Origin of the sequence: Geobacter argillaceus (assembly GCF_007830735.1) — a bacterium.
GTDB classification, from domain to species: domain Bacteria; phylum Desulfobacterota; class Desulfuromonadia; order Geobacterales; family DSM-12255; genus Geomobilibacter; species Geomobilibacter argillaceus.
In genome coordinates, this window is record NZ_VLLN01000010.1 from 18,491 (window position 1) to 29,954 (window position 11,464).

Sequence of the window (11,464 nt, forward strand, 5' to 3'; positions counted from 1 at the left end):
CGGTAGGTCAGTTGGTTAACTGTACGCCGTTATCAGGTTAATAGATAGGGATATTAATCTGCACGAACTGACAAAACCTTTTCTTGCGTCGACTTGTCAATTTTGCCCAGCCTTTGGTGTTTGTCTAAGGCATCTTGAGTAATCGCTCGCTACGCCAGACGCGAACAATCCGCACGCGGGTTTTATCGAGACGGTACACGATGCGAAAAGGTGGGTGGATAATCTCCCTCAGATGAGCAGTACCGAACTCAGGCACAATACGTCCGCTTTCCGGGAAATCGGCAAGTCTTTCAACCTGGGAAAACACCTCGCGCAACAAGCGCTCACCTACGTCAGGAACCTGTTGATCAGCATACCATGCTTGTATTTCTTCAAAATCCTTGACCGACGAGACCGCAAAGGTGATTGTATGCCTACTCGTCATATGTTCAGCTTAAGCCAAGACGCTTTTTGACGTCCCCCAGGTTAATTTCTCGACCCTCTTCCAAGTCCATCAACCCCTGGACGACACCTCGCAGAAATGAACGCTCATCCGATTCGGTCTCATAATCCTTAAGTGATTGGACAACGGCAACGCCTCGCCCCCTGTTGGTCAAGAGCACTGGACGATGAGTTTTGTCAACTTGATTAACAACTCGACCGGGATTAACCTTCATATCGCTTAACGGGACGATATCTTCGGAGAATTTAGTCGATGTTTGCATATCTCCTCCTTAAAGTAATTTTCATGGTACTATTAATAGCACCTGTTAAATGACATGTAAAGGGATCTATGTCTCCATAGCGGAGTCATGGATTTTGTTTGCCGTGTCAGCATCCGGATGACGGATATTATGCACACAATTGCCACGTCGTCCCCTTGATTGCTGCGGTCCGAAAGGTACTATTCGCGATGTTGATTTGTGCTATATTCCGTTAATCGCGAAGTCTCCGAAAAAGCAGCCTCTCCCGTGCTGGGTGCGGCAAGGATCTGAACATGTTCGAGGAACGGAATTTCGGCCCGGTACGCTTCATCCCCGCCCCCGGCAAGGGGCGCTACCCCTACTGTCATTCGGTCTACATCGAGGAAGCCGGTGTCCTGATCGATCCCGGTTCCGACCGGCAGCGGTTGCAGGAGCTGAAGGATCGGGGCGCGGTCCGCCAGATCTGGCTGACCCACTGGCATGAAGATCACTATACGCACCTCGATCTCTTCCCCGACCTGCCTCTCTGGATCGGCGAGCACGATGCGCCGCCGTTACGCGATCTGGAGCTGATGCTCGACTGGTACGGCATGTCCGGTCAGGCGGAGCGCGACTTTTTCAGGGCGTCCCTGCGGGAGCAGTTCCATGTCCGCCCCCGGACAGCCGATCGGTTGCTCAAGGACGGCGACGTTATCGATCTCGGCTGCGTAACGGTGGACGTCATCAATGCCCCCGGACATACCCCCGGCCATCTGGCCTTGTATTTCAGGGAGCCGCAACTGCTGCTTCTGGGGGATGTGGACCTGACCCCCTTCGGACCCTGGTACGGCGACCGCGATTCGAGCATCGAGCAGACCATTGCCACGGTGGAAAAACTGAGGAACATCCCAGCCAAGGTCTGGCTGACCAGCCACGAAACAGGGGTTTTTACCGAAAATCCCGGTACCCTGTGGGACGACTATCTGCAGGTGATCCAACGACGTGAGGACCAGCTGCGTGAGCTCTTGAAAAGCGGTCACACGCTGGAGGAGATCGTCAACGCCTGGATTGTGTACGGTAGAGAACGGGAGCCGAGGGAGTTTTTCATATTCGGCGAACGGGCGAACATACAGAAGCATCTTGACCGACTGGTGAACACTGGAGAGGTGGTCGTCACCGGGGGCGTATTCGTCCTGAGCGGGATCTGACCATCGGGAAGACCTGGGTACCAAAGGGGGCATACGCCCCAACCATCTTGCGACATTCCTTCCTTGTTGTATATCCAGGCCGATATGCTACGCTTGTAGCGTCCGTACCGTCGAGCGGACGTAACGTTTAGTTCGCTCCAACCTACGAAAAGGAGGGGGATATCGTGTCTCATCAGCTCGCACCACACTATATTAAACTTAAAGAGCGCTATGTTGAACTGATCGACGCTGTTGAAGCAATGGGGGCGGCGGCCCGCAACTCCGGGCCACTCGACGAAAAGACCGTGCAGTTGATCCAGCTGGGTGCCGCTGCTGCTATCGGGTCAAAGGGGTCGTTGAGCAGCCATGCCCTGCGGGCAAAGGAAGCAGGCGCGACAGATGAAGAGATCCGCCATGCCATTATTGTTCTGACCAGCACGATTGGATTTCCAACCGTTGCCGCTGCCCTTGACAGGATGAACGACGTAATAGACTGATTGGACACGGCAATCGGCCGGCGGAGGCTACGTTCTCGATACCACCCTGTCATGAACGTAGCCTCCCTGAACTCGGGCCTTGTTCTCCGCCAGTCCGTCGCACCATCGCTGGTCCCCTCCATACAGGTCATTACCTTCTGATGGCCGCCAACCCCTTTTCCCCGAAATGTAGACCCTCATACGGCTGAAAAAGTGTATATCGGCATTGCACGGTGCCGTTCCTCACCGGGTGATGCCCAGTGCCTGATCACGGATGGCGGTCAAGGTAGTACGCGGCGTGATCGCTTCGGGGTCGGTACGCAGCTCCAGCAGGGCCGGCCGGTCGCTGGAGACGGCCCGATCAAAGGCGGCCGCGAAGTCGGCGGTTGTTTCCACCACCTCGCCGTATGCACCGTAGGCCCGGGCAAGGGCGGCAAAATCGGGATTCTTTAGTTCCGTCCCGCTGACCCGCCCCGGGAACCGCCGCTCCTGGTGCATGCGGATCGTTCCATACATCCCGTTGTTGACGACGATAACGACGATGGCCGCGTCATACTGCACGGCGGTGGCCAGTTCCTGGCCGTTCATCAGATAGCAGCCGTCGCCGGCGAAGCAGACGACCGTCCGGTCGGGGTGCACCAGCTTGGCTGCCACGGCCGCCGGCAGCCCGTACCCCATGGCACCGTTGGTCGGGGCGAGCTGGGTGCGGAAACCGGGATACTGGTAGAAGCGGTGGACCCACGACGAGTAGTTGCCGGCACAGTTTGTCAGGATGGCCTTCGGCGGCAGCCGTTCGCGCAGAAAGACCATGATTTGCCCAAGGTCGAGGCCTCCCGGAACGGGAGACGGCTGCAGGTTGAGGAGGTAATCGTTTCGCGCGGCTGTTGTCCACGTCGCCCACGCCGGTTGAGCGACCGGCGGGAGCGTTCGTAGCGCCGCGGCAAACTCCGCCATGCCGGCATTGATCGGCAGGTCGGCCTGGTAGACCCGCCCCAGCTCCTCCGTTCCGGGGTGCACGTGAATCAGCTGCTGCTTCGGCCGTGGCGCCTCTATCAGGGTATACCCGCTGGTGGTGATCTCTCCCAGGCGCGGACCGACCACCAGGAGAAGGTCTGCCCGTCTGATCCGGTCCGCCAGCGCCGGGTTGATGCCGATCCCCACATCGCCGATGTAATTGGGGTGGCGGTTGTCGAACAGGTCCTGGCAGCGGAACGAGCAGGCCGTGGGGAGATTGTTGGCTTCGGCAAACGCCATGATATCCCGGCAGGCGGCCTCTGACCAGTCCCCGCCCCCCAGCAGCATGACCGGTTGCTTTGCCTTGCCCAGCATGTCGCGAAGCCTTTGGAGATCGGCCGGGCCGGGGTGAGCCTGCACCCGCTGGTATCTCCCGACATCGTTGACTACGGCCGTCGCGGCCAGCATATCCTCGGGTAGCGCCAGCACCACCGGCCCCGGTCGACCCGACACGGCGAGATGGAAGGCGCGGCTGACCATTTCCGGGATACGTTCCGGCCGGTCGATCTGGCCCACCCACTTGGCCATCTGGCCGAACATGCGCCGAAAATCCATTTCCTGGAATGCCTCGCGTTCCGCTATGCCGCTTCCCACCTGGCCGATGAACAGGATCAGCGGCGTGGAATCCTGAAAGGCGGTGTGGACGCCGATGCTGGCATTGGTGGCGCCCGGCCCGCGGGTGACGAAGCAGATACCCGGTCGCCCGGTCAGCTTGCCATAGGCCTCGGCCATGAACGCCGCTCCCCCTTCCTGGCGACAAACGATCAGCCGGATGGTGTCCTGCTCGTCATGGAGGGCGTCGAGCACCGGCAGGTAGCTCTCCCCGGGCACGCAAAAAGCCATGTCAGTACCATTGATCTTGAGGGTGTCGACGAGGATGCGACCCCCATTGCGTTCATTGACTCTGTTGTCCATGTGTGCGTCCTTTTATGTCCACGGTAGATGTCTCATGGCAAGAGTGCCCCCGTCATTCGCACGGTGGGGCAGTGCGGAACCGTTTTCTGTTGCCGGCAAAAAGCAGCAGCGAAGCGGCCAGGCCGCAGACCGGAATGAGGAAGGCACCGTGATAGGCCGCGGCAGGGTAGCCGGACGTGCCGCGCGGAAACGAGTGGATGTACAACCCCATGATATGCTGCGCTGCCGCTGCCCCCATGAGCAGGAAAAAATTCACGAAGGTCAGCGCGGTTGCCGCGAAGCGGTGCGGTACCAGGTTTCTGGCCAACGGGTAAATGATTACCCCGGATGACGATGCCAGGCCGATCACAAAGAAGATCAGCGCCAGTACGGTGCGGGAAACGAGTTCGGCCGGGCCGAGCATGGCGGTCATCGCCAGCAGTACGATCAGTTGGCCGAGGACCATTGTTGTGGTGAGAGAGCCCTTCAGCAGGTCGATCGCCCTGCCGAGCAGCAGTGAACCGCAGATATAGCCGAACGATATGCACAGCAGAAGAGTACTGGCCGCAGAGCTGTCGAGTCCGATCACGTCCCTCAGATACGGTCCTCCCCACAGCGCAAGAAGCACCATGTAGTTTGCATACCAGAAGAACGCCATCAGTGAGACCAGCCAGAAGGCGGGGGCGGTGAACAACAACTTCCACGCCTGAAACATGCCGTTGCTGTTGACCGACGTGGTTACCGGCTGCACCGCAGTGTTAATTTCTTCCGTGGCGGGAGTGTCGCGGGCGATCAGAAACGCAGCCAGCGTGATGGCCAGTTGGGCACCGGTTGCCGCGATAAAGGTGGGGCGCCAGCCGAAATGGTTGATGACGTACGCCAGTGGTTTGGTCGCGCCAACGCTCCCCAGGTTGCCGACCGCGATCATGAATCCCGATATTTTTGCGAACTCTTGTGGGGGAAACCAGTTGGTATAAATTTTCAGGGCACCCATCAACACCGAGGCGGTGCCCAGGCCGAGCAGGGCACGGCCGGCAAGCGCCTGGGGGTAGCCGGGGGCAAGGGCGAAGAGCAGAGAGCCGCCGGTAGTTACCACTCCCAGCAAGGACACCATCACCCTTCCCCCGAAGCGGTCAAGCAGGCTGCCCAAGGGGATCTGGGCACAGGCAAAGGCATAGAAGAACACCCCAGAAATTACACCCAACTCCGCAGCGCTGAGCCCCAGCTCCTGTGTCAGGTCGAACGACACAACCGCCATGGAAACCCGGTAGAACATGCTGATGACCAGCATGCCGGCCAGAACGGAGAATATTTTCCAGCGTTGAGTCAGGTGCATCTGTCCACAAGCTCCTGCGCATGCCCTCGATTGGTGTGAATGGTCGGGGTGGTGAATTGGTAACTTGAACCATAAAATGACACGGAATGGAACCATAAATTAACAGAATCTGTAATGTAATTGCTTGAGTCAACAACGAGGAAGGCGGTGGGTCATGTCGAACCTTTTATTGTGTGAATTTGTTAACCTGTGCCGAGCCGTATTGATTGTTGTTTGATACAAGTTGTCCACTTTTCTTGTCTTCTGAAATCATTGAGCAATTCCTTGGCAATGGACCCAGAGCTGTATACATGGGAAAATAACTATTGACACGCAATAACAGGTGGTTGCATGTGCTGCCCATTCGTTGTGCAGGATGCTGAAGTGCTGAAGGATACGTTACATTTTTGAAACATATCCACAGATCGTCGTGGTTTATCCACAGGCTGAGTGGATAGATAAGTTGAGCTGATTCTAATTTTGCCTTGCTGATACTGCTAACGTGCCGGGGGTAAGCGATTTATGCCCGTGAGAGATGATTACTGAGGTAGGCTGTATGGTTTTGGTGGAGGTGCCGGGAACGAAGATCTAAAACTGATAGGGCGCGGAAGCCTGTCCCGGACGGACTCACCGAGAAGGTTTACGTCCGGGAGCCCAGAATGCCATTGGCAAATATGGCGATGTACTGTTGGATCAATTCTTCATCTTTGTCGGGCGAATGGCTGATAAGGTTCTCGGTGGCCAGCATGCTGAGGAAGAAATAGTTGACCATGCCCGCCAGGGCCAACACTCCATATCCTGGGTGGAGGTCGCTCCTGAACTGCTGTCCGGCTATCCCCTCGTCAACTATCTCCATAAGAATCCGTATCACCTTGCCGATGGCGGGAGAAACGATGGTGGCGAAATACGGCGTGGGGTTGGTAAGTTCGCTCGTGTAAAACCTCAACAGGTAGGGGTTGCTCCGGTGACGCTGAATGGTCCAGCGGATGTATGCCTCGATCATTGCCAGCGGCTCGGCACCCTGTCGCCTGATCGCCTCGATCTCGTCGAAGCAGACGAACTGTTCCCGAAGCACCGCTGAGTACAGTCCTTCCTTGCCCCCGAAATAATAGGAGATCATCGAGATGCTCGCCCCGGCTGCCCGGGAGAGCTCTCTGATGCTCACCCCGTTAAGGCCGCGTTCGGCGAACAGTCGTGTCCCGACCTCCATCAACGTGCTTCGGCAGTCATTCTTTATCATCCGGTCCCCGCCCCATTCTGGTCATCTCAATCTGTCGCACGGAATATACATCTATTTTCTCCCTCCCTGAAGAAAATCCTCTCATCAGCGCATCACAGCATCGTTGCCGTCCATTGCCTCATCAGGTATCGGATCGCTGCCGCGTAGAAGCAGTGATCAGCCGCAGGGAAACTGATTGCGATCCCGTATACATGGTGCTAAGATGAGTTTATCGAACGTTTGTTATAAAACGGTCCACGCAATTCAGGAAGGAGGAGTCGGGTAGATGTCGGTATTGCACGAGAGGATCAGAAAAAGCAGTCTCCATGAGCGGATCAGGAGTGTTGAAGATGTCATTCCCCTGTTCAGGAACGGGATGAACGTGGGCTGGTCGGGATTTACCCCGGCAGGCTACCCCAAGGCGGTGCCCATTGCCCTGGCGGATCACGTGGAGAAAAACCAGCTGCAGGGAAAACTGCGATTCAACCTTTTTATCGGCGCGTCCGTCGGGGTCGAAACCGAAGACCGCTGGGCGTCACTTGACATGATCGACCGCCGCTGGCCCTACCAGACCGGCAAGAACATTCAGGCCGGCATCAACGACGGGCGTATCCGGATGGGGGACAAGCATCTCTCCATGTTCGCCCAGGATCTGGGGTACGGCTTCTACACCAAGGAGAGCAACGGCCGCCTCGACATCGCCATCATCGAATGCTCCGCAATCACCGAGAACGGCGGTCTGGTCCTGACCGCCTCCTGCGGCGCCGTGCCCGAGATCGTCCAGATCGCGGACCGGATCATCATCGAGATCAATACCTCGATACCGAGCTTCGAAGGGCTCCACGACATCATCGAGCCGGTGAACCCGCCCAACCGGCTTCCCTACCTGCTCAGCAGGGTTGACGACCGGGCCGGCTCCCCGTACGTGCGGATCGACACCGACAAGATCGTCGCCATCGTCGAATCGAAGCTGCCCGACAACGGCCGTTCCTTCAGCGAGCAGGACGACACCTCCGAAGCCATTGCCAACAACATTCTCGATTTCTTCCGGTTCGAGGTGAAGGAGGGGAGGCTGCCCGAGAATCTGCTGCCGCTCCAGTCGGGCGTCGGCTCCATCGCCAACGCGGTCATCGGCGGGCTGGCCAAGGGACCGTTCTCCGGGCTCAAGGTTTGGACCGAGGTGCTGCAGGACACCATGCTCGATCTCTTCGATTCGGGAAAACTGGATTTCGCCTCCACTGTCTCGCTCTCCTTCTCGGTGGAAGGCTTCAAGCGTTTTTACGGCAACTGGGACACATACAGCAGCAGGGTCATTATGAGGCCGCTCTCCATCGCCAACCACCCGGAACCGATCCGGCGCCTGGGGTGCATCGCCATGAACACCCCGGTAGAGTTTGACATCTACGCCCATGCCAACTCCACCCTGGTGGGGGGTACCCGGATGATCAACGGTATCGGAGGTTCCGGAGACTTCCTTCGCAACGCCTATCTCTCCATCATGCACACGCCGTCGGCGCGGCCGACCAAGACCGACCCGACCGGCATCACCTGCGTTGTCCCGCATGTGCCGCATGTGGACCATACGGAGCACGATCTGGACGTACTGGTGACCGAGCAGGGGTTGGCCGACTTCCGGGGTCTCGACCCGAAAAGCCGAGCGCAGCTCATTATCGACAAGTGCGCCCACCCGGACTACAAGCCGCTGTTGCAGGAGTATTTCGACATGGCGAAAAAGGAGTGCCTGGCGAGAAAGGCCGGCCATGAGCCGCAACTGCTCGACCGGGTGTTCAAGATGCAGGTGAACCTGGCCAGGCATGGCACCATGAAGATCGACAACTGGGATATTTGAATCCGGAAACGACAGACCGGGCAGAACCCGATTCATGAAGAACTGGAGGCTGATATGCATGGTTCGGACAGGTACTACGTCAGTGTGGCTCTTGAAGCCATGGAGAAGGCGTATGGGCAGAGTCGCGACGCTCGGGTGGGGGCTCATATTTCACGGGCGATCAATGCACTGCATGTGTTGACCCATCTGGGAACATATTCCGGGAATTCGGGCGATCGGTCGGAAACCGACCCCTATGAAATGGATGAGTTCAATTCCGCTGTCTGATCCGACACGACTCACGTTTCGACGACAAAGCGTCCCTGCATGTATGTAGGGACGCTTTGTCGTATGTGGCTTGGTTTTGTAACTGTGCTGTACCGTGATTGGCGGAGATGCATGGGAATCGAACCCACCCGGGAGATTTCTCATCCCCCACACCGGTTTTGAAGACCGGGGCGCCCACCAGCGACGCACGCATCTCCATTTTGGAGAGAAATGGAACGGTCCGGAAGTTGGGCGGGATGATACCCCATTGCGCCGCTGCCAGTCCATGAAATTCTGTCGGTACCAGTGACCGGAGCTCTGTTTCAAAGCGCCACGGCTTGTCAACCTGATGATCACTGCTATACTCGCCGGTGGCGGCCCCACGGGCTTTTTTTGTATACAGCCCCTTGTTTGCTGCCGGAAATGAGGAATACTTTACACAGAAATGACAGTATACGCATTCATCCGGAGGAGAGATATGGCGGGAAACAGCGAAACGTTGCGGGATCACCTGGCGGCCTATCGTGACGGGAAGCGGACTTTTGAGAACGCTTTCCAGAGCGTGGCCCGGATGATCCTCGGGGCCGGGTTCGAGAAGGTGGTGGTGAACGGCCGCACTACCTACGACTTCAACGTCTTCCGGACCGGGAAGAAGCATACCATCGGCATGTACGACGAGATCAACAGCTTTGTCTCGTACGTCAAGGACGCGGCAGAAGGGGGCTCCTCCAAGGAGATGGCCTTTGTCCTGGTGGGTGAACCGGGGAACGGCAAGACCTTCTTCGTAGAGTTCCTCTGCGGCCGCTACCGCGAATTCCTCTCCCTGGATGGAAACCGGCGCTACACCTACCGCTTCACCGGGCTGGAAAAGCTGGGCCACTACGGCCGGATCAACGTCATCGATTCCCAGACCTACGAGGACCCGATGATCCTGGCCATGAACCTCCTGCCGACTGGCGACGCCAGCCGCCGGTTCCTGGCCGATACGGGCGGGTTTTCGGAAGCCCAACTGACAACGGTCTATGACAACTACCGGCCGCTCGGCGCCTGCAGCGGCTACATCTGGGAAGATATCCGGACCTACTGCGACGGGGACCTGGACCGGATGCTGGAGTTCATTGAGGTCGTGCCGGTGCCGCTCTCCGAGAGCCTGGGGACCGTTACCGGCAAATACCCGGCCAAGGACAAGATCACCTCCTCGTCCGTGGACCTGTTGGGGGAGGAATCGATTCAGCGGCTCCTGCACATCTCCGATACCAACAACCCCTACCGTTTCGACCTGCGGCGCGGCGCCCTGGCCCGGGTGGCCGGCGGTGGTATCCACTTCTCCGACGAGATCTTCAAGAACAAGAAGGACCTGGTGCAGGTCTACCTGGGGGTGATCCAGAACCGGGCCATCGAGATCGACGGCTACCGCTGGCCCATCGACTCCCTGATCATCGCCACCAGCAACAACTCCGAGTTCAACCGGTTCCTGGCCGAGAAGGAAGAGGCCCCGATCGTGGACCGCTGCCGGATCTGCTATGTCTCCCACAACACCAACTATCGGCTCCAGGAGGGGTTGACCGCCTATGCCATCGGCAGCGAGGCAAAGACCACCCTGACCAAGGAGGCGCTCCACCAGGACCCGAACCTTAACTATGCGGCATCGGTCGGGGTGGTGCTCTCCCGGCTGCCCCGTTCCGAAAAGCTGACCCCCATCGAAACCATGAAGCTGGCCGCCGGCGAGGTGGCCGGCGAGAAGAGCATCAAGGCGCTGGCCGAGGTGATCGACACCCTGGGGCAGGACCCGGACATCACCAAGCGGTTCGGCCAGCGGGGACTCGGACACCGGAGCCTGGGGCGGTCGATCCAGCTCCAGGTGGAGAGCTCCGAGACCAACGAAGGGCGCTGCATGTTCGCCTACGACATCTTCAAGACCCTGGAGCGGGTGGTCCTGGACTACGTGGTGGAGACCAACGACCGGGCCAAGTACCTGGAGGACCTGAAGATCGCTAGGGGGCTCTACCGGGAACGGATCATGACCGAGATGTTCAACGCCTACATGGACGAGCCGTACGCCATCCGCAAGGACGTGATGAACTACGTGAACATGATCATCGGCATCGATGCCGAGAACCTGGGGCCGGACAAGATGTGGAAGTACAAGGACCCCCAGACCCGCGAACTGAAGGCGCTGAAGATCGACGAGCGGTACGTGAAGAGCGTGGAGGAGCGGATCGGCCTGAAGACCGAGGAGCAGCGGGAGTCGTTCCGGACCTCCATCAGGAAGATCTATGGTCAGAAAATCTCGGTCGACCCCAACTACGACTTCATGGACAACCTGGAACTGGTGAAGGCGGTGACCGACGTGCGGCTGAAATCGGACATCGCCGGTGCCGGCAGCCTGATCGGCGCCCTGGCCAACCGGACCAACGAGGAGAACCAGAAGCTGTACGACCGGATGATCAACACCATGCTGGAGAAACTGGGGTACTGCCGGACCTGTTCGCAGAAGACGATCGAGTACTTCTGCACGCAGGAGGATGAGAATTGACCCTGCTCGGGGCTCAGGGCTCGTTATGATTCAGGAGGAATCATTTACGTCCCATCGGGACAGAAT

General features: G+C 58.2%; 10 protein-coding genes and 1 tRNA gene. 5 read left to right on the forward strand and 6 right to left on the reverse strand.

The genetic code is table 11. The annotated features are described in order from the left end of the window. Positions 1–124 precede the first annotated feature (124 nt). Both JN12_RS09490 and JN12_RS09495 read right to left on the reverse strand, forming a co-directional pair. On the reverse strand, positions 125–424 hold the full coding sequence (locus JN12_RS09490; protein ID WP_145021699.1) for a type II toxin-antitoxin system RelE/ParE family toxin: 300 nt from the start codon (positions 422–424) through the stop codon (positions 125–127). Positions 425–428: 4 nt separating this feature from the next. Then, positions 429–704 carry a type II toxin-antitoxin system Phd/YefM family antitoxin gene (locus JN12_RS09495; protein ID WP_145021702.1) on the reverse strand — a complete coding sequence of 92 codons (276 nt, stop codon included), beginning with the start codon at positions 702–704 and terminating at the stop codon, positions 429–431. Between the two features lie 272 nt (positions 705–976). Here JN12_RS09495 and JN12_RS09500 point away from each other — a divergent pair, with 272 nt between their 5' ends. Together JN12_RS09500 and JN12_RS09505 are read left to right on the forward strand one after the other, a co-directional pair. Beyond that, positions 977–1,870 (forward strand): MBL fold metallo-hydrolase, encoded by an 894-nt coding sequence (locus JN12_RS09500; RefSeq protein WP_145021705.1) that lies wholly within the window; start codon positions 977–979, stop codon positions 1,868–1,870. 164 nt (positions 1,871–2,034) lie between these two features. Beyond that, complete coding sequence (locus tag JN12_RS09505) at positions 2,035–2,346, forward strand: carboxymuconolactone decarboxylase family protein (RefSeq protein WP_145021708.1); 312 nt, start codon at positions 2,035–2,037, stop codon at positions 2,344–2,346. A 222-nt stretch (positions 2,347–2,568) separates the two neighbouring features. On the opposite strand, the gene JN12_RS09510 is transcribed toward JN12_RS09505, so the two are convergent. From JN12_RS09510 to JN12_RS09520, 3 genes are all read right to left on the reverse strand, one after another. Next, a complete protein-coding gene (locus JN12_RS09510; protein WP_145021710.1) occupies positions 2,569–4,254 on the reverse strand; it encodes a thiamine pyrophosphate-binding protein in 1,686 nt (561 codons plus the stop codon). A 52-nt stretch (positions 4,255–4,306) separates the two neighbouring features. Further along, entirely contained in the window at positions 4,307–5,569 is a 1,263-nt protein-coding gene (locus JN12_RS09515) for an MFS transporter (protein ID WP_246125817.1), read from the reverse strand. 619 nt (positions 5,570–6,188) lie between these two features. Next, positions 6,189–6,788 carry a TetR/AcrR family transcriptional regulator gene (locus tag JN12_RS09520; protein ID WP_145021713.1) on the reverse strand — a complete coding sequence of 200 codons (600 nt, stop codon included), beginning with the start codon at positions 6,786–6,788 and terminating at the stop codon, positions 6,189–6,191. A 265-nt stretch (positions 6,789–7,053) separates the two neighbouring features. Here JN12_RS09520 and JN12_RS09525 point away from each other — a divergent pair, with 265 nt between their 5' ends. Together JN12_RS09525 and JN12_RS09530 are read left to right on the forward strand one after the other, a co-directional pair. Next, positions 7,054–8,616 carry an acetyl-CoA hydrolase/transferase C-terminal domain-containing protein gene (locus JN12_RS09525; RefSeq protein WP_145021716.1) on the forward strand — a complete coding sequence of 521 codons (1,563 nt, stop codon included), beginning with the start codon at positions 7,054–7,056 and terminating at the stop codon, positions 8,614–8,616. A 54-nt stretch (positions 8,617–8,670) separates the two neighbouring features. After that, positions 8,671–8,883: a hypothetical protein gene (locus tag JN12_RS09530; RefSeq protein ID WP_145021718.1), complete on the forward strand. Its 213-nt coding sequence runs from the start codon at positions 8,671–8,673 to the stop codon at positions 8,881–8,883. Between the two features lie 99 nt (positions 8,884–8,982). On the opposite strand, the gene JN12_RS09535 is transcribed toward JN12_RS09530, so the two are convergent. Continuing rightward, a tRNA-Sec gene (locus JN12_RS09535) sits at positions 8,983–9,080 on the reverse strand. A gap of 260 nt (positions 9,081–9,340) precedes the next feature. On the opposite strand from JN12_RS09535, the gene JN12_RS09540 reads away from it, so the two are divergent. Beyond that, positions 9,341–11,398, forward strand: a complete 2,058-nt coding sequence (locus JN12_RS09540; protein WP_145021721.1) for a serine protein kinase PrkA — start codon at positions 9,341–9,343, stop codon at positions 11,396–11,398. Positions 11,399–11,464 lie beyond the last annotated feature (66 nt).

Bases quoted from the DNA above. Each gene is read 5' to 3' on its own strand.
- JN12_RS09520 (WP_145021713.1), bottom strand. From the start codon at position 6,788: ATGATAAAGAATGACTGCCGAAGCACGTTGATGGAGGTCGGGACACGA.
- JN12_RS09510 (WP_145021710.1), bottom strand. From the start codon at position 4,254: ATGGACAACAGAGTCAATGAACGCAATGGGGGTCGCATCCTCGTCGAC.
- JN12_RS09525 (WP_145021716.1), top strand. From the start codon at position 7,054: ATGTCGGTATTGCACGAGAGGATCAGAAAAAGCAGTCTCCATGAGCGG.
- JN12_RS09515 (WP_246125817.1), bottom strand. From the start codon at position 5,569: ATGCACCTGACTCAACGCTGGAAAATATTCTCCGTTCTGGCCGGCATG.
- JN12_RS09500 (WP_145021705.1), top strand. From the start codon at position 977: ATGTTCGAGGAACGGAATTTCGGCCCGGTACGCTTCATCCCCGCCCCC.
- JN12_RS09530 (WP_145021718.1), top strand. From the start codon at position 8,671: ATGCATGGTTCGGACAGGTACTACGTCAGTGTGGCTCTTGAAGCCATG.
- JN12_RS09490 (WP_145021699.1), bottom strand. From the start codon at position 424: ATGACGAGTAGGCATACAATCACCTTTGCGGTCTCGTCGGTCAAGGAT.
- JN12_RS09540 (WP_145021721.1), top strand. From the start codon at position 9,341: ATGGCGGGAAACAGCGAAACGTTGCGGGATCACCTGGCGGCCTATCGT.
- JN12_RS09495 (WP_145021702.1), bottom strand. From the start codon at position 704: ATGCAAACATCGACTAAATTCTCCGAAGATATCGTCCCGTTAAGCGAT.